Raw genomic sequence first — 21,549 nt, forward strand, 5'->3', positions numbered from 1 at the left:
ACATGATAACTACACAAAAACTGAGTCCAATAGATGATGAAACCTTAGAAGAGATAGGCTTTACCTGGCATACTGATTCTGACGGCAGCAAGTATGTCAGCGATGAGCTTGTAGAAGTGACCCAAGAAGAAGCAGAGGCCTATTATGAGGCAGCAAATACTCTTTATGACATGTATGTCGAAGCAGCCGAATATGTCATCAGCAATGATCTCTTTTTTGATTTGGGCATTCCTTTCAACCTTATAGAGAGTATTAAAAAAAGCTGGGAAAACGATGTCCATTGGCATATTTACAGTCGTTTTGATTTAGCCGGCGGTATTGACGGACAGGATATTAAGCTTATAGAATTTAATGCCGACACCCCTACGGCGCTTTTTGAGACTGCACTTTTACAATGGGCAATTTTAAAATCCAATGATATGGACGAAGAGCGTCAGTTTAACAATGTATATGAGGCCATCAGTAACAATTTTAAAAGACTCGTTACACTCTTTGATGACACAGACAAATTTGAAGAATTCTATGACGGCTGGAAAATACTTTTTTCTTCTGTTGAAGGCAATGACGAAGAAGAAGCCACCACAAAACTGCTCCAGCAGATGGCAACAGATGCCGGATTTGTTACAAAGTTTGAGTTTTTGCAGAATGTCCGCTTTGATGAAGATGGCATTTATGACAGTAATGACATAAATTATGAGTACTGGTTCAAACTCTATCCGTGGGAAGACATTGCAGTTGATGAGCCGGAACTCGCCACCACACTCACAAATATCATCCAAAACCAAAAAGCCATTATTTTAAACCCTGCCTATACTTTACTCTTTCAGTCAAAAGGAATGATGGCAATTTTATGTGAACTGTTTCCAGATTCGCCTTACCTTCTTAAAACCTCTTTTGAACCGCTTCAAGGACTCAAGCAAGTTGAAAAACCTGTTTTTGGACGCGAAGGTGCCAATACAAAGATTATCGAAGCAAACGGAAGTATCAGCATTCAGACTGAAGGTCCCTATGCGAATCATAAAAAAATCTACCAGGAGTATGTAGATTTTCCAAAAGATGTTCATGGAAAAAAATATCAGGCAGGTGTTTTCTTTGCCTATGAAGCCTGTGGACTGAGTTTTAGAAAAGGCGGAGATATTTTAGACAATATGAGTAAATTTGTAGGCCATGTTATAGTATAAACACTCAAAAAATAATTTCTGAGTGTTTGTACTTTACAATCTTTGTGGCATTTCATCTTTAAAAGCAGTTTTTTCTGCTTCTTTTAATAACTCCAGTGCACCTTTGTCTATCATCTTTTGGGCAAGCTCTTTGCCTAAATTTTTACTTTCCGCTATACTTCTTACGATTTTTTCCTGCATAATATGTGTTCCGTTTGGAAAGCCAAGCATAACTCTAAAAACAACATTATCATCTTCTATAACAGCATTACAGGCAACAGGAGCCGAACATCCCGCTCCGATTTTTGATATAAAATCTCTCTCAATCTGTGTACATGTAAAGGTATCTTCATCATTGAGACTTTGTGCAATTATCCGTACCTGTTCATTGCCGGTTACAATTTCAATACCCAAGGCAGCCTGCCCCATCGGCGGTATCATCATATCAAGAGAAAGTTTTTGGGTATAGGGAATATCTTTGAGCAAATCAAGTCTGTTGAGTCCTATCCATGCCAAAATTATCGCATCATACTGCCCTTCTTGTAACTTTCTCAAACGTGTATTGACATTCCCTCTCAAATCTCTGACTTTTAAATCAGGTCTTTTTTGCAAAAGTTGCATTCTACGGCGCAGACTTGTTGTCCCAACCACTGCTCCCTCCGGCAAATCTTCAAGTGTTTTGTAAGTATGTGACAAAAAAACATCACTTTGGTCTTGACGTTGCGTCACAGCTGCAAGTTCCAAACCATCGGGAATATATGTCGGTACATCTTTTAAACTGTGTACAGCAAGCTCGGCATTGCCTGAGAGCATCTCATCTTCAAGCTCTTTGGTGAAATGCCCTTTTCCGCCGATGAGAGCCAAAGGTTTATCCAAAACCTTATCTCCGTTACTTACTATTTTATTAAGCACTACTTCTATTTCAGGAAAACTTGCTTCAACTCTTTCCTTGATATGATATGCCTGCCAAAGTGCCAAGTCTGAAACGCGTGTTGCTATTGTTAATTTTTGCATTACTTCACTTTTAGGTATTTTTTCTTTGTATTATCTACAGAACCGTCAAGATAAACCGTCGGTGTTCCACCAACCATAAGATCAGTGGCTACAAGTCTGTCGTGGTTAAACTGCTTGATTACACTGGGATTCTGAATATCTTCAGGTGTAATATTTGTCCCTTCTGCTTTATTAAATGCTTCAAGAATTTTTTTGACATTTTTTTCTCTTGGATTGATTGAAACATTATAAAGTTTTAATACAACATCTTTTACACCTTGATGTTCTGCGGCAATTGCTGCTTTGACCAGTGTTACGGAAGCGGGATGAATTCTTTCGAGTGGAAAATGATAGTAATATACAGCAAATTTTTGGGGCTCTTTTTTCATATCTTTAATCGCCCCTGGTACAAATCCTCTACAAAAAGGACACAGTGGGTCTGAAAAAATGACTATTTTGTGTTTCGCATTGGCATTGCCGTAAATCAAATTTTCTTTTGCATAATGTCTGGCTTTTACTGTTGGTTTAACCTTGTCGACAAGACTTTCTCCTGTACTTATATCTGTCAAATCTTTTGTAATCATCTTTCCGTTTGAAAACCAAATCATTTTTTGGCGAATTACCTGCTTTGGCTTGTTTTTCAAAACAGCTTTCACATTAACAATATAGGCATTCCATTTTGGAAGTTGTTTGAGTGGTGTAACATCCTCCACTTTTACATCTACTGATTTGAGTCTTGGATTTTCACTAAACTTGTCTTCTAAAAAATATTCTATATTTTCACTTGCGTTACTTGCATAGAGAAAACTACTTAAGAGCAGAGTCGTGCTCAATAATTTCAACATCAATGACATCTGAATCCTTTGTTATATTATTTTGTTCCTCAAAAGAAGAATTACATTTTCCTGATTTTACATTATAACGGTTAACAATCATACTCGTAAAAACACCAAACTGCATGAGTATACCTAATATGTCTGTTAAAAATCCAGGAATAATCAGCAGTATAGCACCAATCAGGGTAAAAAGATTTAATTTTTGAAACTGCTCGAGATCAATACAGTTATAAGAGACTGCCGTCATATTTTCAATCAAACTTTTTCTGAAATTCACTAAAATTGATATCCCTATAAATGCAGTAACAAGAATCTCAAAAAAAGTGGCAAGCCCTCCTATAGCAGAAGAAATCTGCACAGAGACAAGCACTTCCAAAAAAAGGTAGAGTAAAAAATAAATCATTTAAATCAGTTCCATAATTTTATCAAATATCTCTTCACTCTTGATATCTCTTTTTTCTTTTGTTGCTCTGTCAAAAATCTGCACATGTCCATTTTGCAACTCTTTACCGATAACAACCGTATACGGGAATCCGATAAGTTCCGCATCTTTCATTTTAAATCCAAAACGCTCTTTTCTGTCATCGAGCATTACCTCTACATTTACATCCTGCAGCTGCTTATAAAGTTGTTCGCCTGCTTGCACCTGCGCCTCATCTTTGATGTTACTTATCATAATATTTACCATATACGGTGCTGTCTCTTTTGTCCAGATACAGCCATTTTCATCATGATGCTGCTCTACAACTGCTGCTACAAGGCGTGAAACACCCATTCCGTATGTTCCCATAATAAAAGGCTGTGCTTTTCCGTTCTCATCTAAAAACTCGGCTTTTAAAGCTTCAGAATAAGTCGTTCCGAGTTTAAAAATATGTCCTACTTCTATACCTTTTGTAAAAGAGAGTTCACCGTCACAGTACGGGCAGATATCCCCCTCATTTACTTCTGCTATATCTGCGAAATAAGCAGCATTACTGAGCACTGACAAATCTACCCCTATAAAGTGATAATCTGCTTCATTTGCCCCACAGATTAAATTTGTGGCATCTTTTAAATCACTGTCAATGACATGTTTTGCCTTGTCTTGATCAAGCGGCCCTATAAAACCGGGAATCAGCCCTGTCTCTTTGAGTTCTTCTTCTGTCACATCCACAATATCAAGGGCTTCTGTTGCATTGAGTGCTTTTACTTCCTGAAGATTATCGCATCCGCGTACAAAGAAAAGAACAATTTCACTTGCATCTTCATATATAACTTTTTTTGCAACACATTTAACCGTATAATAAGGGTCAATTTTGAAAAACTCTGCAAGTTCATCTATTGTTTTTATCTCTGGTGTTTTAAACTTATTAAAAGAAGCTTCAGGAGCTTCAGGAATATTTGAGCGTTTGCTTCTTGAAGCTGCTTCTATATTGGCACCGTATTCACACTTTGAACAAACAGCAATTGTGTCTTCACCACTCTCTGCCAAAACCATAAGCTCTTTGGAACCGCTTCCACCAATGGCACCACTGTCGGCTTCTACCACTCTGAAATCCAGTCCCATACGAGAAAGTATCTTTTTGTAGGCTGCTTCCATTGCATCAAATTCTCTGTCTAAATCCTCTGCTGTAGCATGAAAAGAGTAGGCATCCTGCATAATAAACTCACGTCCACGCATAAGCCCGAAACGAGGACGGGCCTCATCACGGAATTTTGTCTTAATCTGATACAGATTTAATGGCAGATTTTTATAAGATGTCACACGGTTCCGGACAACATCAACCATCATCTCTTCATGCGTAGGTCCAAGTACGAAAAGATTGTTTTTTCTATCGTGAAAACGAAGCAGTTCTTTACCGAACTTTTCTATTCTTCCACTCTCCTGCCACAACTCTGCGGGTGTTACAAAAGAGAGTTCCACTTCCTGGGCACCTACTTTTGTCATCTCTTCATTAATGATGTTTTCTATTTTTTTAATCACTCTTTTTGCTAATGGCAGATAATTATACAAACCTGCAGCAACCTGTGTAATAAATCCTGCACGAGATAAAAATATATGACTCGGAAGTGTAGCATCTGATGGTGCCTCTTTGGTTGTCGGTATAAAAGCTTTACTTCTTCTCAAATTTTAATCCTTTTTTAAATGGTGTTTGTATTGGTCTGGAATATTGTCATGTTCATCATTAAGAATATACTGCATTGCTCCGGTGACAGAATCACTTTTGGCTTCATGCGAGGCTGCACGCATCTTTTTGGTCATATCATGCAAAAATCTTTTGATTGCCTGATGCGCCATTTTTTGTGCTTGCTTTTCATATTCCTGAGGCAGAAAACCTTTTTTAATCGCACGTTTTGTCTCTTCCTGTGCGGCTTTTTCGGCTTTTTTATAAATCTCTTTTATGATAGGTTCCACATTGAGTGTATCAAGCCACTCATAAAATTCCACAACACTTCGTCCTACAATTCCGTGTGCCTGTCTTACATACTGTTCTCTTTGTGCTTTGTTTGCATCTACAATATCTTTTATATCATCCACAACAAAAAGAAAAATATTTTTTCTGTTTTTTATATCAATATCTCTTGGGACAGCCAGGTCAAACCAGAATCTTTCAAAATCTACATCTTCTATAAGTTCGTTGGTAATTATAGGATAAGAAGAACCTGTAGCAGTAAATATAATGTCAAATTCGTTAACCGCTTTGTCCAGGTCTCCAAATTCATATACTTCCGCATTACACTCTTGTGCCAAAGTCTGGGCTTTTTGCTTTGTTCTGTTTGCAATAAAAGTTTCCACCCCGTCCGAGACAAGGTGTTTTGCGCAGATTTCACTCATTTCACCTACACCAATCACAAGTGCTTTTTTTTCACGTAAATTTTGAACCTTTTCTTTAATCTGTTTTATTGCTACAGAAGCCACAGAAACCGGTTTTGAGGATATATCAGTGAGATTTCTTACCTTTGCAGCACATTTAAACGCATGAGAGAGTGCTCGTGACATTTTCTTATCCGAATAACCGCGTTCATGAGAGAATCTAAAAGCATCTTTTAACTGTCCGGCAATCTGTGTCTCACCGACCACCATAGAGTCTATAGAACTTGCAACCGCAAAAAGATGATGAATAGCACTGCTGTCATCAACTATCTCAGCAGTTTTTCGTAAAACCTCTTCTGACAAACCACCTTTAAATGCCAGTAACTTCATCATATGTTCTGTTGCTTCTTCAATGTCACTGCAGCATACATACAACTCCATACGGTTACATGTAGCCAGCATGACAGCTTCACTGATATTAGGCGATTTGAGCAGTCTTTGCAGACATGCCTCTTTCTCTTCATCCGTATAGGTGAATTTTTCTCTCAGTTCCAAATCACTGTTTTTATGGGAGAGACTTACAATTAAATAATGCATCAATAACTTCTTTGTATCATTGTATCTAAAATGGCAACTAAATCTTTATCTTCGTGCAAAGCAATCTTCGCCTCGTTTGAGAGTTTCTGTGCCAGTTCAAAAGATTTTTCTATCGTTTTATGTTCTTGCATTTTCTTTTTCATCCATAAGAGTTCTTCTTCCGTAGGTTTTTTCGCATGCAGAGATAGAAGCTTTTCCTGATCTTTTGCTTCAAGTGCATTATAAAGATAAATATACGGCAAAGTACATTTCCCCTCTACATAATCATTCATCGCAGGTTTTCCAAGCGTTGCTTCGTCTGCTGTAATATCAAGAATATCATCTATAATTTGAAATGATAGTCCTAAGTTACGTCCGTAAAGAGCATATTTTTCTGCATCTTTTCCTGCTAGCAGAGCACTCGCTTTTGCAGCTGCTTCAATGAGTGTAGCAGTTTTGAGATAGAGCATATCAAGGTAACGCTCTTCATCACTGTTAAAACTTTCTGCCATTCTGACATCCATCATTTCGCCCTTGGAGAGTGCTGTAACCGATGAAGCAATTGTCTGTGCTACCGCTTTGTCAAAGGCAACAAGTTCCGTAAATGCTTTTGAGTATAAAATATCTCCAAGCATGACAGCTGTTTTGCTTCCGTCTGTTGCATTTACCGATGCTGCTCCGCGTCTTGTCATCGCATCATCAATAACATCATCATGTAAAAGTGAGGCAGCATGAATCAGTTCCACTATGGCGGCTAAAAGAGGAGCGTCCTTATGTTTTGGAGCAATTTTAAGAATAAGCTTTGCCCGAAGTCTTTTTCCGCCCTGCAGCATGGAAAACAGACGGGTCACTTCATCATAATCACACTCTTGTATCAATCTTTTTATTTGTGCTTCTACTCTTTGCATTTATCTCGTCTTTTGTTTATTTTTTTGCTGTTTCTAATCGTATTTGCTCTTTATCATCAGAGAGATAAAGCTCAAATTTTGCAATATTTTTTTTTACATCAAACTCTTTAAATTTAACCAGTATATAGGGTATATTGTAAAAATCTGCTCCTGGAGTTTTTAGTGTAACCCGAAAACTTTGATTTTTATGATTCAAGTACAGTATATTTTGCGCTACATGCTTATCATAAGAACGCAAAACCACCAAACCTTCATTAGTGTACAAAGTCCATCTAAATGTAAAAAGTCTTGTTTTGTTATCGTATTTTACAAGAATTTTCTTTGGCTCATCCTTTTTCAATGAAATTTCCTGCACATCCCGTAAGTCACTTGCAAAAACAGCAGTGCTACAAAGAAACAATGCTGTCAAGAAAAACTGTAAAATACTTTGCAACTCTTATTCGCTTTGAGAAAGAATATCACCCATAAGCTCTATGTAAATACTTTTCGTTTTGGTTGCAACCTCATCCAGATGACTTGCTTTATATCGGGCAACTGCCGTATCAATATCATCACCGACCTCTTCTTGGAGCATTAACTCCATTGCAGCAACTTTTTCGACAAACTTTTCAAGTTCCTGTCTTACTATATCATTGTTCGCATTAAAAACAACATCCATAAACTTTGATCTCGGAGAACCTCCAAAAATATCATCTTCATCTTCAAATAACGCGCTGTAACTCATACCTAATCCTTTTTATTTTACTATTTGGGTACCTACACCCTCTGATGTAAACAACTCTAAAAGCATGGAGTGCTCAAGTCGCCCGTCAATTATATGTGCTTTATGCACACCACCGTCTATCGCTTCAAGACAGGCATCAACTTTTGGTACCATCCCACCGTGAATCGTTTCGTTTTCTTTGAGCACTTTTACTTCATCTTTCGTCAAGGTTGCAAGAAGTTTTTTCTCTTTGTTCAAGACCCCCGGCGTATCTGTCAAAAATATTATTTTGTTTGCACCTATGGCTTTTGCAACATATGATGCACACAGATCAGCATTAATATTATATCCGGGATGTCCCATCTCTTCACCTGCGGCAATAGGGGCTATCACAGGAATAAAGCCTTCTTTTATCAGATTTAAAACAACATCTGCTTTGACATTTGTAATATTCCCAGTCAATCCCCACTTGGAAAAATCTTTCGCCCTTGCACGGATAAAGTGTGCATCCTTACCGCTGATACCTATTGCTTTTGCATCATGAGAGTTCAGCAAAGAGACTATCTCTTTGTTAATCTCACCACTGAGTATCATCTCTACAATCCGCATTGTCTCTTTTGTCGTGACACGCTGTCCGTCTATAAACTGCGTATCAATTTTAAGCGCTTCGAGCATATCGGTAATTTTTTTTCCACCGCCATGAACAATTACAGGTTTGATACCTACCAAATACATAAGCAAAATATCTTCTGCAAACTTCTCTTTTAATTCGGGAGATGTTTGTGCCGAACCGCCATATTTTATAACGACAATCTCTTTTCTAAACTCGCGAATAAACGGAAGTGCATCAAGGAGTGTTTTTACTGTTTCAACTTTTGCCTGCAATATTTCTATCCTTATATGCAAAATAATTTTGCTATTCTATCCAATCTTCTATTAATGCTACTTAAGTAACTCTTCTTGTGATAAAACTATGTTACAATCTTTCCAAAATATTCGAAAAGGAAGAAAAATGTGGAAGTATCCTATAGATGAGAATCTGTTTGACAAATTTAGTAAGTATTCAAAAATTACAGGTGTAATTTTTATTATTCTCGGAATAGTGGGTATTATATACCCTGTATTTATGACCCTGGCAACAGTCACCTTTGTGGCATGGCTGATGATGTTTGGTGGTTTTATGGCCGGGTATTTTACCTATATAAGTGACAAAAGTGATGTTCTGGGCTGGCTTAAAAGCTTTGTGCTTATCGGGATTGGTGCTTTAATGATTTTTTATCCAATGACAGGAATTGGCACAGTCGGTCTGCTTCTGGCTATATACTTTTTTATGGATTCTTTTGCCAGTTTCTCTCTTGCGATGAATATGCGTCCTGCAAACGGCTGGATCTGGTGGATGATTAATGCCCTTTTTTCCATGTTAATCGGTATTTTATTTATAGCAGGATGGCCTTTTACCTCCACCTACCTTATAGGTTTGCTTGTCGGTTTCAGTCTCTTTTTTGACGGATTTGCCCTGCTTGTCACAGGGTCGATTTTTAAAAAAATGAACCGATAAAATGCACAAGACAAAAGCATTTGGTCTCTGGAGTGCCGTCTTTTTAGGTATAGGCTCCATGGTCGGTGCCGGAATTTTCATAGTCATCGGTCAGGCAGGGGCCATGGCTGGAAATATTGTCTGGATCTCTTTTGTTTTCGGTGGGATTATAGCTCTTTTAAGCGGCTACTCTCTGGCAAAGCTGGCAGTACGCTACCAGTCACGCGGCGGGATAGTCGAGTATCTGGTCCAGGGTTTTGGAGAAAACATTTTCTCCGGTTCTATGGGTGTCATGTTCTATTTTTCCCAACTCATTGCCATTGCAGCCGTTGCCAAATCATTTGGAACCTACAGCGCAACTTTTATGCTCCACGGAGATACAGCCTGGGTCAATATATTTGCCATAGGTATTATCGCCTTTTTTACCCTTATCAATCTTATCGGTGCCGTTTTTGTTGCGAAGGCGGAAAACATCATTGTCATTATCAAACTCGGAGTCCTTGTTACCTTTGCTTTTGCGGCACTTTTTACGATACAGCCTCAGCTTTTAAGTGTAGCGGACATGCCTCCTGTAAGCGGTATGGTCTTTGCCATCGGAATTACGTTTTTTGCCTACCAGGGTTTTAGTGTGATTACAAACTCAGTCGAGGATATGGAGAATCCGAAAGTGACCATGATGCGTTCTATGTTTGTCGCCCTGCTCATTGTGGCAGCTTTATACATACTTACAAGTATCGCTGTTTTAGGAAACCTGCCGCTTGATAAAATTATTCAGACAAAAGACTATGCTCTGGCTGAAGCGGCAAAGCCCATCTTTGGTGAATGGGGATTTAAAATCATGGCCGCCACAGCACTCCTGGCAACAGCCTCGGCTATCAATGCAACACTTTATGCCGTAACTGACATAGGATACACAATGGCAAAAGAGGGAAATCTTCCTGAAATATACGAATATAACATCTACCGCTCTTTTGAAGGACTCATTATCAGCGCGTTGCTGATTATACCGATGATACTCTTTTTCAACCTGGCGCAAATCACAACTGTTGCCGCTATAGTCATGCTCATCGTTCAGGGAAGTACACATATTGCGCATTTGAATCTTCTGCAGGAGAGTGGCGCAAAAAAATATCTTGTTGTTTTGGCAATTTTTTCCATGTTTGGCGTTGCGGGGATTACTCTCTATTCTACCTATAAAACCATGCCTGAGATTGCATACTATCTTATAGTGACCTTTGCACTTGCTTTTACGACAGAGTATCTACTGCGATACTTCAAACAAAGAATCATTTCTAAACAAACGCACTAAAGACACCTTCTTTTACTTTTACTTCCAGATCCAGAAGTGAAAGGGGCAGTCCGAAATGCTCAATTTTTACATAATCTTTAAATGTTACCAAAAGAGAAGTCGCTGCATCATTTTGTAAAATTGTTTCAAGTTCTTCTTTTGTAAAACTGTGATGGTCTTCAAAATAATGCTTTGCAATAACAGCAGGAAGATATTTATCAAGTCGTTGCGGCCTTGCTATAGCGGTCACAAGACTCATTTTTTGTGTCGGGTTCACAAGTTTTACCTTACGAAAAAAATCTTTCTCCTCTTCTACATGTAAAGCCTCTTTCCCCGGCCACAGACGCTCTCTAAAAGGACCTGCAGGCAGACAAAAACTGTTCTTTGATTTTACATCTATGAGTATATCTTGCTTTTTGATATCATGTTTGGAGTAGGCATCATCCAAAAAAACTATCTCACAACCCAGCTCTTTTGCTTTTTGTATGGCTCTTTTTCTCTCTTCACTGACTATGACTGTAGCATTTGGAAGTTTTTTGGCATATATCATCGCTTCATCCCCGCTGCTTTTGACATCACATAAAATTTCATTGCCGTTTTTGACAACAATCAAGCCTTTGGATGCTCGTCCATAGCCACGAAGTATAATCGCAGGTTTTTTGTGCTCTTTTGCCAGTGCTGTTACCAATGGAGTTTTGCCACTGCCGCCGACAGTCAGATTACCAACGCTGACAATTTCCATAGCAAAATCCTCCGGTCTCTGTAATTTGTATCGAACATACATAATAATACAATAGAGCCAACTCAGCGGAAGCAGTAGATAGGAGAGAAGTTTTTGCAAAGGAGTTGGGTTGTAGAAATACTCTTCAACCCAGAAAACGAGCGTTTTTTTCAATTACACTCTCGTTTTTGCTATTTTTTTGATTTTACTTATAACTGTTTGTACATCTTCATCAGTCATACTTGCATAAATCGGTAAAGAAAGTACCTGTTGGAATGAACGCAGTGCTCTTGGAAAATCATTAACACGCAGGGCATATTTGCTTTTATAATACGATAAAAGATGAAGCGGAATATAATGCAATCCTGCCCCGATTCCCTCTTCTTTGAGTGCTACAGCAAAAGAATCGCGGTTTTTATCTATTTTTACTATATAAAGAGAAAAAGGATTCTCTTCATTATCCATATCCGGAGTAATAATGTGATCTACCCCTTCAAGTCCTTCACTGTACATTTTGGCAATCTCTTTTTGTCTTGCGATGTTTTCATCCTGTTCTTTTACCTGCGCTCTGATATAGGCTGCATTTAAATGGCTCAGTGCATAATCATTCCCAATATCTACAACATCATAAATATACTCCAAAGCATTTTCATTGCGTACCATTGCATGATTTGCCAGCAACCTTGCTCTTTGCATAATATCTTCATCATTGGTCACAAGCATCCCGCCGTTACAGATATTTTTCTTTAAATGCGGAGAAAAGTTAAAACAGACTATATCTGCACCTGTTGCACCTATTTTCACTCCCTTGTATGTAGCACCAAGAGCATCGCTTGCATCTTCAACAATTTTGACATTATATATGGAAGCCATCGAATAGACTCTGTCCAAATCTACAGTCATACCGCCAATATGCGTTATAATAACCGCTTTGAGCTTTTTGGATTTGTTTTCTTCCAAATAATTTTCTAACTTATTGAGATCAATATTATAAGAGTCTTCGGCTATATCAATAAAAACAGGCTCAGCATCAAAATGGCGGACAACCTCAGGTACACTCGGATGCGCATTTACACTGCAGATTACTTTGTCCCCGCGTTTTAGGTCAAGTGCAAGCATGGCAAGGTGCAGTGCCGATGTGCCGTGCGATGTAGCAAGCGCATACTCTGATCCGACATACTCACGAAACTCTTCTTCAAGTTTTGGTACCTGATACAAATCTTCTCCGTCGAGTACATCACTCACATTAGAGTGTGCCTCGCGGGAACTTTCATACTTACTAAAAGGGATACTCAGTTTTTCATTTTTCATTTTTTACTCCTAGGTTTTATAATGTAATATCACGCGGATAATTAAAGTCATGATTCAATGTTCTTGAAGTCAACTTTGCAATCACAGGCATCTTTCTTTTGAAATGATTTCTAAAAATTCTTTTTATAATCATATCCAACATCCGTTCGTCAACACCCTTTTGTATGACTTCTTCACGCGAAAGTCTCTCATCCACATAGAGTTTCATTGCTGCGTCAAGTTGGGCATATGTATAGCCCAAATCAGCCTCATCACTTTGACCGCTCCACAAATCAGCCGAAGGCGGCTTTTCAATGATACTTTTACTTACATGTAAGTACTCGGCTAATTCAAAAACTTCGCTTTTGTACAAATCTCCTATGGGATTCACTGCCGACGCCAAGTCGCCGTAAAGTGTGCCATACCCGAGCATTAATTCACTTTTATTGCTTGTACCAAGTACCAAAGCATTCTCTTTTGCCGAAATATCAAACAATGTTGCCATTCGCATGCGTGATGAAAAGTTTCCTTTTCTAAGATTATCCATATCAGGGTGCATCTCTTCATACGCCTGCAACATTGGAGCAATACTACAGACAACACAACGCATATTGAAATCGCGACACAATTCATCCGCATCATCAAGTGAGTTTTGTGATGAATATTGTGATGGCATTTTAACACATAACAGGTCATCTCCAAATGCTTTTTTCGCCAAAACAGCAACCACAGCAGAATCCAGTCCGCCACTCAAACCAACCACTGCTTTTTTTATACCTGTCTTTTTCACTTCATTTTCTAAAAAAAGAACCAAATAGTCAGTTATCTGCGAATATTTACTCATAATATATACTAAACCTTTACAACTTATTAACAAAAAATATTATATCTAAAATTTGTAACAAATGTTTTTTTAAGAAAAGTGATTTTAACGTTTTTGTAACAAATTTATTGTAAAATTAAGATCTAATTTTATTTTTAAAGGTTTTATAATAAATTCAACAACAATAATATCCAAACTTAAATTATTGGTATCCCTGCCTTTAATCATTATATTTTTTGGATTTGTACTCTTAATGATACACAGCTATAACAATCTTCAAGGCCTTTCTCATCTTAAAAAAGACGCTTTGCATATACAAAATATTTCTCTTTTGATAAACTCTCTTCAAAAAGAGAGAGGCTACAGCAGCGGGTATCTTGGCTCCCATGGAACAAAATTTCAATCACTACTGCGCAAACAGCAACAAAATACAGACAGTATATATGCTAAAATCATCTTTTTGCATGAAGATTATTCTCCCGACAAAAAGACACTTGCAAAACTCCGAAAAAAAGTCCAATTACTCTCTCTTAGCACTATAGATGCTTTTAACGAGTATACAAAAATCATATACCATCTGTTGCAAAATCATCTCATGATCACCAAAACAATCAAAGAAAAAGAGATTGAACAGATGTTTCATGCCTACACAAACCTGCTTTTTATGAAAGAAGCCGCCGGCAAGATGCGAGGTTCCCTCAGCGGATTGTTTGCCCAGAAAAAACAAAACTACCAACTTGTATTTACAGCTATGCATGCAAAAGGCGAATATGATCTGGCACAGCAAAACTTTTTAACATATGCTTCTGATGAGATGATGAAAGAGTTTCATACAATTGCTCAGGGGAAAAATTATCAATGGCTGCAAAATGTATTTAAAAAGTATACAAAACATCAAAATATTTCTGTCACACAGGATCCAAACGAATGGTTTGATAAAGCTACAGCTATTATAGAAGCATTTAACAGACTGGAAAAACTGGAATTTGCCAATATTAACAGTTTAATAAACAAATATGCCTCAAGACTCAAAATAGAACTGATTATAAATATTTTTCTACTGGTCCTCATCACTTTGATTATGCTTTTGCTTGGAGTCAAAATTAAAAACAGTATTTTGAGAAACTTAAAACTGTTAAGTGAATACAAAAATGCTGTTGACAGAAGCAGCATTGTTTCCAAAACCGACAGAAGCGGAAGAATCACCTATGTAAATGATAAATTCTGCATAATTTCAGGCTATACAAAAGAAGAACTTTTAGGAAAACCGCACAATATTGTCCGTCACAAAGATATGCCAAAATCACTGTTCCGGGATATGTGGCACACTGTTTTAGAAAAAAGAGCCTGGTCCGGCGTTATAAAAAACAGAAAAAAAGACGGAAGTTCTTACATAGTCGAAGTGACCATCAGCCCTATCTTAAATGAAAGAGGAGAAATTGAAGAGTTTATTGCCATCAGAAATGACATCACACAGATTTTACAACTCCACAAAGAGATAGAAGAGACGCAAGAAGATATTATTCTCAAAATGGGTGAAATTGGTGAAACACGAAGTCAGGAAACAGGTTTCCACGTCAAACGGGTAGCCTTATATTCTCAGATCTTGGCAAAACATTACGGCTTGGGGGAAAAAGAGACAAAATATCTCACTATTGCTTCTCCGATGCATGATATAGGCAAAGTTGCCATTCCTGATCATATCTTGAACAAAAAAGGCAAGCTGACACAAGAAGAATGGAAAGTGATGAAAACCCATGCAGAAATAGGCTATCAGCTCTTTAAAAACTCACAAAGAGAGCTTTTGAAAACTGCCGCAGTCATTGCGTATGAGCATCATGAAAAATATGACGGCAGCGGCTATCCAAGAGGTTTACGTGGAAAAAATATTCATATTTACGGACGTATTACTGCGCTTGCGGATGTTTTTGATGCTCTTGGCAGTGAACGTTGCTATAAAAAAGCATGGGATGATGAAAGAATTTTCAAATTAATACAAGAAGAAAGAGGAAAACATTTTGACCCCGAACTTGTCGATATTTTCTTTGAACATCTTGATGAGTTTTTACATGTAAGAGATAGCTACAATGATATGCACTCTTACACAAAAGTTTAGAAGAAGCTTTAAAAGCTTTTTCCAAACCCTATACTTGATTTGTAGTTTATATCATTTTGTATTCCGTTAAAATTCTGATAAAACGGTTTTGAAAATGTTATAAAAAACGAGTAACCGCTGTGCATGGCGACCTGTGTTCCTACAGTCGCAAAAACAACATGATGTCCTGTGTTGTAAGCGGTTTCACCGCCAAAATCATCTTTATACGCTTTTTCTCCGTTGATTTCAGCAAAAAGCGATACAAAATAGCCAAAATCTTCTTTTTCATCTGCTCTGCAAAACTTCTGATTATGCTGGTGCGCAAAAAGTTTGTATGAAAATGCTGCATTGTAGGTAAAAATATCCCCCAATTGACTCTCATCAACACCCTTTGTATTTTTTTTGTACAGTATGTTTGCATGCAAAGAGAAAGTGTCAAAATCTTTTGTCAGAGCAACTCCGGCAAAAAAGTCCCATGAGCCGCTTCCTGCCTGCAAATCCGCTTCAAGAACTTCTCCTGCATCTGCTATATCAGTTTTGCCTGTTGGTGCTTTTATTCCGGCTAAAAGAGCAACTTTGAACTCTTTGTCATACACTTTATACTGTAAAATTGTAGAAATATCACCTATACCCTGAGCATTTCCATGCGGATGTACTGCATATAAACCATTATCTGCTTCACCTGCACGAATATTTATACGCGAAACATAGGGAAGTTGCATACTGAGTGTCAATCTGTCTGTGAGCCCGTAAGAGAGTGAGAGAGAATAGGAATCTATTGCATCAATATTGTGCAAATGACTTGAACCGTTTTGCATCGCTGATATTATGGTTTGATCAGAGAGTGTGTTGTTCTGGACACGCTCAGCATTTACGCCAATGTAGTAGTTTCCTTTTTGCATTGTATTTGCAGAAAGTGTATACGCGGCGCTCGAGCCACCCATTCCCAAGACATGCGAAGAGTTGCATGCCCATAAAGGCGTTATAGCAGCTGATGCTGCCAGCGATAGTATTTGTAATTTTTTGAAGAGTTTTTTTTGCATAAGTATCCTTATTAATAATTAAAAAAATTTGAAACAGTTGTTTTTGAAAATTAAGAATAACTTGGGGGAGCTCTGGGATTACGAGGAGTGTAAATTTCGTTTATATATATAAAAAGAGTAGAAACAGGCACAAAACAGAGTGTCTGCCCAAGTGTAGGAAGATAGACCGGTTCTCTTTGAATATCACCATCAAAGATATTGGAGGAGATACTGCATATCTGACAATCTTCATGTACTTCCAGGTCACTGTGGTGATGAAAAACCGCCATAAGTGTCGCAAGCACAAAAAGAGCGGCAAAGTATTTTCTGAGAATCTTTCTTATTATCATTTTTGAATTATAACATATAATTCATATCAAAAAATCAGCACACCTCTTTTTTTGCCATAATATTAAGTTCATTACATGTAAAGCCTGCTGCTTTTCTTGCCTCAAGATTTAAATTTTTAGGACGCAAAAATCCTTGCGGATAATATTTGTCTATAATTTCAAAATAGACATCTTTGTTTACACCCTCTTTTTCACAGGCATACTCAAACCAGACATCGCCCTTTTTCACATGAGAAACCTCTTCATCAAGGATTACATGTAAAGCATGTGTAATTTTTTCAAGCATAGTATTTTTTGGCATTCTCTGGATTTTTTGCAGTATCATCGGTGTAGCATCCAAGCCGTTGGCTTCGAGATAACGGGGAACTACTGCCATACGCTCCAATAAAGTCTGTGTTCGCTGACTTGCTTCAAAAAGAGCATTATGCACCTCCACATCGCCATACTTGCTCCCAAGTTCATGCAACAGTTCTTCAAGCAGTAAAAAATGGCGTATCTCATCATCTGCAACTTCCAGCCAGTCATCATAATATTTTTTTGGCATATTTGTAAAACGGTATGCCCCGTCCAGTGCCAGATCTATAGCAGAATATTCTATATGTGCTATGGCATGCAGCAAATTCACCTGTCCCTCTTTTGTTGTGAGGTTTGTTCTTTTTGGAACATCCTGAGGCGGTACTGTCTTACATATAACACTGTATGAGGGTTCTGAAAACTCTTTTGCTTTGTACTCTGTTTCAAAAACGGCGTTCCCTGCTTTGTAATGCGCATAAAAATCATTAAATCTTCTGATTTTTTCTTTGGGTGATTTTGTCTGTAAAATTAACTCTAATTCTTTATAAAAATTCATACCGATATGATGCTATAATAACACTAAAAAAGAGATTATAATGCAGATAAAAAAACAGCCTATGGGACCGTATCAGACAAATTGTTATATTGCTACAGTTGATGGCAAAGATTTTATAATTGACCCGGGTGTCGGTGCCACTGGATGGGTTTTGAACAATGTCACAAATCCTGTAGCCATATTAAATACACACGGCCATTTTGACCATGTGTGGAGCAATGCAGAGCTTCAGGAGAAACTGGGGGTCAAACTCTACACACCAAAAGGTGACATTCCTCTGCTTCAAGACAATACCTGGATGCCGGATCTGCCGCCATCTACTCCTGATGTAGCCATTGAGGGTGACGAAGAGCTTGATTTTGACGGTACAAAAGTAAAATTTACCCATTTTCCGGGACACTGTCCGGGGTGCTCCACTATTGAAATCGGGCATGCAATGTTCAGCGGTGATTTTATTTTTCAAAGAAGTATCGGCAGAACGGATTTTCCTTACTCCAGCCCTGAAGATATGAAAAAATCTTTAGAAAAATTCAAACAGATTCCTTATGACAAAACTGTCTACCCGGGACACGGGGACAATACTTCGATCAAACAGGAACAGCAGTATGCAGACTACTGGATCAACCAACTCTAAAGGAAAATAATGCAAGATCATTTTAAAGAAAAAGCACAAAACTGGGACAGCGGTGACATACGTGTGAAGGGCGCAAAAACAATTGCTGATGCTATAGAAAAAGAGATACCGCTGAGTGAGCATATGGAGATACTTGACTTTGGCGTGGGAACAGGACTGCTTGGATTTAGCATTGCTCCCAAAGTAAAACAGGTTTACGGTGTAGACACCTCGGCAAAAATGCTCGAAAAACTTCAGGAAAAAAACACACCGCAACTGGCAATAAAAGCCTATCATCAAGATATTGTCAAAGAACCGCTCAAACAGCAGTTTGACGGACTTATCAGCTCAATGACACTGCATCATGTAAAAGATTTGGATGCTTTTTTTGCAACAATTTATAAAAACATTAAAAAAGGCGGTTTTATTGCCATTGCCGATTTGGAAAGGGAAGACGGAACCTTTCACTCGGACAATACAGGTGTGCACCATTTTGGATTCGATGCCCAAACACTGCGCGACATCGTCCAAAAACACGGATTTACAGATGTAAAAATACAAAACATAAATACAATCAAAAAACCCCATAAAGATTTTGGAATATTTTTACTCACAGCAAACAAAGAGTAAGAGGTGGGCTGAACCTTTTTACTCTGGTGTTCCGCTCTTTTGCTCTTCCTCATCCAGCAGTTTGAGTTTTAAAACATGCTTGTCTGTTATAACAGTTTTAAATTCTCCTTCAAAAACTTTTATATCCAGAACAAAAGCCTGTACATGTACATTTCTTTTACGCCCTTCTTTATGTCTTACTTTTGCAACAACATCAACAACATCATGCAGTTTTACAGGAGAGAGAAACTGGCAGTCACTTGCTACCAAAACAACATTTCGTTCGTTTACTGCAAGCATAGCTGCATAATCAGCAGCACCAAAAATAAAACCGCCGTGAATCAATCCGACCTCATCAGCAAGCATATCAGGAATAGTCTCAAGGCTCAATTCCACATATCCCTCTTCCATCTTTATCACTTCACCACAAAGATTTTGGTTGACCTTTTCATGTGTTTGAATCATCACTTCATTTTCTGTATTTCTATACTCTTCAAGTTCTAATTCATCATCAAGTTGTTCATTTTTCATTATTTTTTATCCTTTATCAGTTTTACATAGACTCTTTGCGGCGCAGGATAGCCTTCTACTGTTTTTGTGTTATCATCCGGATCAAGGAAGTCTTCCAGTGACTGCCCCTCTATCCACTCTGTTTTACGCTGTTCATCAGCATCTGTAACAGAAGTACGTAATACTTTAAATCCATCAAATCCGGCACGCAGACACCAGTTTTTCAATGCTTTTATCGTCGGTACAAAATAGATGTTGGGTATTTTGGAGTAAGAAAACTCAGGACAGAGTGCCATCTCCTCATCGCCATCTATATAAAATGTATCTAAAATCACTTCGCCTTTTTTGTCCAATCCCTTATAGAGTGATTTTAGCATGGCAACAGGATCACTTCTGTGGTACAAAACACCCAAACAAAAAATCATATCAAATTTTTCGTCATATATCGGCAGATGTTCAACACCCAAAAGTTCATACACTATGTCACTTTTTACAAAATGATTGATGAAATCAAACTGTGTTTTATAGAGCGGTGAAGGATCAAAACCGACTAAAAGTTTTGGTTCGTCTTCTTGCATCCGAAACATATAGTACCCGTTGTTACAGCCTATATCGGCAACTCTTTTGTTTTTTAAATCAAAATAGGGTCTGAGCAGATTGTATTTTATATTACTTTTCCACTCACTGTCTATAAATGTTTCACCGATTTGAAAGGGTCCTTTGCGCCATGGCATCAGCATTTTTGCCGTTTCATACACTTTTTTTTCATCACAGACACCGCTGATTTTTACCACATCCCCAAACGTAGCATTGCATGTAACTGCCGCAAGGCTCTCAATCGCTTTTCTCAGGGGTGCTATGTTTTTCCACTGCATCCATTTTTGTCTCTCTTGTCTTAATTCTTCTAAGTTCATTTTATGCTTTTTATAGTTAAGTTTAAGTACAATTATATCTAAATAATAATTAAGGATTTTTATGCGATTAGAAAAGAAAGCGACCGTTGTTTCAAGCAGTGTGGCTACTGTATTGATACTGCTTAAACTCACTGTCGGAATATTAAGCGGATCTATCGCCGTTTTGGCATCTGCCATTGATTCTCTCCTCGATTTAACGGTTTCACTCTTTAACTATTTTGCGCTTCACAATGCAGAAAAACACCCGGATGACAAATTTCACTTTGGACGGGCAAAACTTGAACCGCTTGCGGCTGTCATGGAAGGAACAATAATTTCGCTCTCGGCACTTTTTATTCTATATGAAGCAATTTCTAAAATAGTGCATCCTAAAGCAATGCAGCACATGAATGAGAGTATCACTGTAATGGTGGCATCTTTTGTCATCACAGGTTTTTTAGTCCTCTTTTTATCATATGTGGCAAAAAAAACAGGAAATATGGTTATAAAAGCCGATGCGCTGCACTACAAAACAGACATATTTTCAAACGGTGCTGTTCTTTTTGCACTTGTAGCCATCCAGTACACAGGAGAGTATCTTATAGATCCTGTTTTAGGTATTGCCATTGCATTTTATATGATTTACTCTGCCATACCTATAGTAAAAGAAGGAGTTTTGATGCTTCTTGATGTTGCCCTGCCAAAAGAAGATATCGAAAAAATAGAAGAAATTCTCAAAAATGAAAAAGAGATTACAGCCTACCATTACCTGCAGACACGTGAAGCAGGTTCGCATATCTTTATCTCTTACCATCTTGTCTTTAATGTGAGCATATCACTCTACGATGCCCATCTCATATCAGACAGGATTGAAGCAAAAATAAAAGGACTTTTTCCAGATAAAAAAGTCCATATACTCACTCATATGGACCCATATGATGATTCTGACATCAATGAAGAAGAGGAAGAATGGTAATA

General features: G+C 37.9%; 24 protein-coding genes. 7 read left to right on the plus strand and 17 right to left on the minus strand.

What is annotated here, in order from left to right:
• Positions 1–2 precede the first annotated feature (2 nt).
• Complete coding sequence (locus ACM66U_RS07695) at positions 3–1,181, plus strand: glutathionylspermidine synthase family protein (protein ID WP_346388935.1); 1,179 nt, start codon at positions 3–5, stop codon at positions 1,179–1,181.
• A 33-nt stretch (positions 1,182–1,214) separates the two neighbouring features.
• Here the strand turns inward: ACM66U_RS07695 and hemC are convergent, their stop codons facing one another.
• Genes hemC through argB form a run of 9 tightly spaced genes read right to left on the minus strand, consistent with a single transcriptional unit; the run spans position 1,215 to position 8,855 of the window.
• Positions 1,215–2,174: a hydroxymethylbilane synthase gene (gene hemC / locus ACM66U_RS07700; RefSeq protein ID WP_418640470.1), complete on the minus strand. Its 960-nt coding sequence runs from the start codon at positions 2,172–2,174 to the stop codon at positions 1,215–1,217.
• A complete protein-coding gene (locus ACM66U_RS07705; protein ID WP_418640471.1) occupies positions 2,174–3,007 on the minus strand; it encodes a DsbA family protein in 834 nt (277 codons plus the stop codon). The genes hemC and ACM66U_RS07705 overlap by 1 nt, the downstream gene beginning before the upstream one ends.
• A complete protein-coding gene (locus tag ACM66U_RS07710) occupies positions 2,961–3,392 on the minus strand; it encodes an FxsA family protein (RefSeq protein WP_151900036.1) in 432 nt (143 codons plus the stop codon). Before ACM66U_RS07710 ends, ACM66U_RS07705 begins: the two co-directional genes overlap by 47 nt.
• Complete coding sequence (locus ACM66U_RS07715) at positions 3,393–5,096, minus strand: proline--tRNA ligase (RefSeq protein WP_418640472.1); 1,704 nt, start codon at positions 5,094–5,096, stop codon at positions 3,393–3,395.
• 3 nt (positions 5,097–5,099) lie between these two features.
• A complete protein-coding gene (gene hemA, locus ACM66U_RS07720; protein ID WP_418640473.1) occupies positions 5,100–6,380 on the minus strand; it encodes a glutamyl-tRNA reductase in 1,281 nt (426 codons plus the stop codon).
• Entirely contained in the window at positions 6,380–7,267 is an 888-nt protein-coding gene (locus ACM66U_RS07725) for a polyprenyl synthetase family protein (RefSeq protein ID WP_418640474.1), read from the minus strand. The genes hemA and ACM66U_RS07725 overlap by 1 nt, the downstream gene beginning before the upstream one ends.
• 16 nt (positions 7,268–7,283) lie before the next feature.
• Positions 7,284–7,700: a hypothetical protein gene (locus ACM66U_RS07730; protein ID WP_418640475.1), complete on the minus strand. Its 417-nt coding sequence runs from the start codon at positions 7,698–7,700 to the stop codon at positions 7,284–7,286.
• Between the two features lie 3 nt (positions 7,701–7,703).
• Positions 7,704–7,991, minus strand: a complete 288-nt coding sequence (locus ACM66U_RS07735) for a DUF2018 family protein (protein WP_151900031.1) — start codon at positions 7,989–7,991, stop codon at positions 7,704–7,706.
• A gap of 12 nt (positions 7,992–8,003) precedes the next feature.
• Positions 8,004–8,855: an acetylglutamate kinase gene (argB, locus tag ACM66U_RS07740; RefSeq protein ID WP_346388942.1), complete on the minus strand. Its 852-nt coding sequence runs from the start codon at positions 8,853–8,855 to the stop codon at positions 8,004–8,006.
• A 127-nt stretch (positions 8,856–8,982) separates the two neighbouring features.
• Here argB and ACM66U_RS07745 point away from each other — a divergent pair, with 127 nt between their 5' ends.
• Together ACM66U_RS07745 and ACM66U_RS07750 are read left to right on the plus strand one after the other, a co-directional pair.
• Positions 8,983–9,528: an HdeD family acid-resistance protein gene (locus ACM66U_RS07745; RefSeq protein WP_151900029.1), complete on the plus strand. Its 546-nt coding sequence runs from the start codon at positions 8,983–8,985 to the stop codon at positions 9,526–9,528.
• A gap of 1 nt (position 9,529) precedes the next feature.
• Positions 9,530–10,816, plus strand: coding sequence for an APC family permease (locus ACM66U_RS07750; protein WP_418640476.1), 1,287 nt, complete (start codon positions 9,530–9,532; stop codon positions 10,814–10,816).
• Here the strand turns inward: ACM66U_RS07750 and ACM66U_RS07755 are convergent.
• The 3 genes from ACM66U_RS07755 to ACM66U_RS07765 are packed head-to-tail and all read right to left on the minus strand — an operon-like array spanning position 10,800 to position 13,650.
• A complete protein-coding gene (locus tag ACM66U_RS07755) occupies positions 10,800–11,690 on the minus strand; it encodes a tetraacyldisaccharide 4'-kinase (protein ID WP_418640477.1) in 891 nt (296 codons plus the stop codon). The two genes, ACM66U_RS07750 and ACM66U_RS07755, sit on opposite strands and share 17 nt — an antisense overlap.
• Entirely contained in the window at positions 11,691–12,827 is a 1,137-nt protein-coding gene (locus tag ACM66U_RS07760; RefSeq protein ID WP_188110047.1) for a DegT/DnrJ/EryC1/StrS family aminotransferase, read from the minus strand.
• A 16-nt stretch (positions 12,828–12,843) separates the two neighbouring features.
• Complete coding sequence (locus ACM66U_RS07765; protein WP_151900026.1) at positions 12,844–13,650, minus strand: NAD+ synthase; 807 nt, start codon at positions 13,648–13,650, stop codon at positions 12,844–12,846.
• A gap of 232 nt (positions 13,651–13,882) precedes the next feature.
• Between ACM66U_RS07765 and ACM66U_RS07770 the strand changes: the two genes are divergently transcribed.
• Positions 13,883–15,745, plus strand: coding sequence for an HD domain-containing phosphohydrolase (locus tag ACM66U_RS07770; protein WP_418640478.1), 1,863 nt, complete (start codon positions 13,883–13,885; stop codon positions 15,743–15,745).
• Between the two features lie 8 nt (positions 15,746–15,753).
• Here ACM66U_RS07770 and ACM66U_RS07775 read toward each other — a convergent pair whose 3' ends face one another.
• The 3 genes from ACM66U_RS07775 to ACM66U_RS07785 are packed head-to-tail and all read right to left on the minus strand — an operon-like array spanning position 15,754 to position 17,946.
• Positions 15,754–16,767 (minus strand): transporter, encoded by a 1,014-nt coding sequence (locus ACM66U_RS07775; protein WP_418640479.1) that lies wholly within the window; start codon positions 16,765–16,767, stop codon positions 15,754–15,756.
• Positions 16,768–16,817: 50 nt separating this feature from the next.
• A complete protein-coding gene (locus ACM66U_RS07780) occupies positions 16,818–17,096 on the minus strand; it encodes a hypothetical protein (protein ID WP_346388948.1) in 279 nt (92 codons plus the stop codon).
• A 34-nt stretch (positions 17,097–17,130) separates the two neighbouring features.
• Positions 17,131–17,946, minus strand: a complete 816-nt coding sequence (locus tag ACM66U_RS07785) for a ferritin-like domain-containing protein (RefSeq protein ID WP_418640480.1) — start codon at positions 17,944–17,946, stop codon at positions 17,131–17,133.
• 40 nt (positions 17,947–17,986) lie between these two features.
• Here ACM66U_RS07785 and ACM66U_RS07790 point away from each other — a divergent pair, with 40 nt between their 5' ends.
• Together ACM66U_RS07790 and ACM66U_RS07795 are read left to right on the plus strand one after the other, a co-directional pair.
• Positions 17,987–18,580 (plus strand): MBL fold metallo-hydrolase, encoded by a 594-nt coding sequence (locus ACM66U_RS07790; RefSeq protein WP_151900021.1) that lies wholly within the window; start codon positions 17,987–17,989, stop codon positions 18,578–18,580.
• Between the two features lie 9 nt (positions 18,581–18,589).
• Positions 18,590–19,189, plus strand: a complete 600-nt coding sequence (locus tag ACM66U_RS07795) for a class I SAM-dependent methyltransferase (RefSeq protein ID WP_346388950.1) — start codon at positions 18,590–18,592, stop codon at positions 19,187–19,189.
• Between the two features lie 18 nt (positions 19,190–19,207).
• Here the strand turns inward: ACM66U_RS07795 and ACM66U_RS07800 are convergent, their stop codons facing one another.
• Positions 19,208–19,699, minus strand: coding sequence for a PaaI family thioesterase (locus ACM66U_RS07800; RefSeq protein WP_346388951.1), 492 nt, complete (start codon positions 19,697–19,699; stop codon positions 19,208–19,210).
• Positions 19,699–20,592 carry a tRNA 5-methoxyuridine(34)/uridine 5-oxyacetic acid(34) synthase CmoB gene (gene cmoB / locus ACM66U_RS07805; RefSeq protein WP_418640481.1) on the minus strand — a complete coding sequence of 298 codons (894 nt, stop codon included), beginning with the start codon at positions 20,590–20,592 and terminating at the stop codon, positions 19,699–19,701. The genes ACM66U_RS07800 and cmoB overlap by 1 nt, the downstream gene beginning before the upstream one ends.
• Positions 20,593–20,653: 61 nt before the next feature.
• On the opposite strand from cmoB, the gene ACM66U_RS07810 reads away from it, so the two are divergent.
• Positions 20,654–21,547 (plus strand): cation diffusion facilitator family transporter, encoded by an 894-nt coding sequence (locus ACM66U_RS07810; protein ID WP_346388952.1) that lies wholly within the window; start codon positions 20,654–20,656, stop codon positions 21,545–21,547.
• The last annotated feature ends 2 nt before the right edge of the window (positions 21,548–21,549 follow it).

Origin of the sequence: Sulfurimonas sp. ST-27 (assembly GCF_048081595.1) — a bacterium.
Taxonomy (GTDB): Bacteria; Campylobacterota; Campylobacteria; order Campylobacterales; family Sulfurimonadaceae; genus Sulfurimonas; species Sulfurimonas hydrogeniphila.

Coding starts and splice junctions, on each gene's coding strand:
- ACM66U_RS07695 (WP_346388935.1), top strand. CDS start 3: ATGATAACTACACAAAAACTGAGTCCAATAGATGATGAAACCTTAGAA.
- hemC (WP_418640470.1), bottom strand. CDS start 2,174: ATGCAAAAATTAACAATAGCAACACGCGTTTCAGACTTGGCACTTTGG.
- ACM66U_RS07705 (WP_418640471.1), bottom strand. CDS start 3,007: ATGTCATTGATGTTGAAATTATTGAGCACGACTCTGCTCTTAAGTAGT.
- ACM66U_RS07710 (WP_151900036.1), bottom strand. CDS start 3,392: ATGATTTATTTTTTACTCTACCTTTTTTTGGAAGTGCTTGTCTCTGTG.
- hemA (WP_418640473.1), bottom strand. CDS start 6,380: ATGCATTATTTAATTGTAAGTCTCTCCCATAAAAACAGTGATTTGGAA.
- ACM66U_RS07725 (WP_418640474.1), bottom strand. CDS start 7,267: ATGCAAAGAGTAGAAGCACAAATAAAAAGATTGATACAAGAGTGTGAT.
- ACM66U_RS07735 (WP_151900031.1), bottom strand. CDS start 7,991: ATGAGTTACAGCGCGTTATTTGAAGATGAAGATGATATTTTTGGAGGT.
- ACM66U_RS07745 (WP_151900029.1), top strand. CDS start 8,983: ATGTGGAAGTATCCTATAGATGAGAATCTGTTTGACAAATTTAGTAAG.
- ACM66U_RS07750 (WP_418640476.1), top strand. CDS start 9,530: ATGCACAAGACAAAAGCATTTGGTCTCTGGAGTGCCGTCTTTTTAGGT.
- ACM66U_RS07760 (WP_188110047.1), bottom strand. CDS start 12,827: ATGAAAAATGAAAAACTGAGTATCCCTTTTAGTAAGTATGAAAGTTCC.
- ACM66U_RS07765 (WP_151900026.1), bottom strand. CDS start 13,650: ATGAGTAAATATTCGCAGATAACTGACTATTTGGTTCTTTTTTTAGAA.
- ACM66U_RS07770 (WP_418640478.1), top strand. CDS start 13,883: ATGATACACAGCTATAACAATCTTCAAGGCCTTTCTCATCTTAAAAAA.
- ACM66U_RS07775 (WP_418640479.1), bottom strand. CDS start 16,767: ATGCAAAAAAAACTCTTCAAAAAATTACAAATACTATCGCTGGCAGCA.
- ACM66U_RS07780 (WP_346388948.1), bottom strand. CDS start 17,096: ATGATAATAAGAAAGATTCTCAGAAAATACTTTGCCGCTCTTTTTGTG.
- ACM66U_RS07785 (WP_418640480.1), bottom strand. CDS start 17,946: ATGAATTTTTATAAAGAATTAGAGTTAATTTTACAGACAAAATCACCC.
- ACM66U_RS07790 (WP_151900021.1), top strand. CDS start 17,987: ATGCAGATAAAAAAACAGCCTATGGGACCGTATCAGACAAATTGTTAT.
- ACM66U_RS07795 (WP_346388950.1), top strand. CDS start 18,590: ATGCAAGATCATTTTAAAGAAAAAGCACAAAACTGGGACAGCGGTGAC.
- ACM66U_RS07800 (WP_346388951.1), bottom strand. CDS start 19,699: ATGAAAAATGAACAACTTGATGATGAATTAGAACTTGAAGAGTATAGA.
- cmoB (WP_418640481.1), bottom strand. CDS start 20,592: ATGAACTTAGAAGAATTAAGACAAGAGAGACAAAAATGGATGCAGTGG.
- ACM66U_RS07810 (WP_346388952.1), top strand. CDS start 20,654: ATGCGATTAGAAAAGAAAGCGACCGTTGTTTCAAGCAGTGTGGCTACT.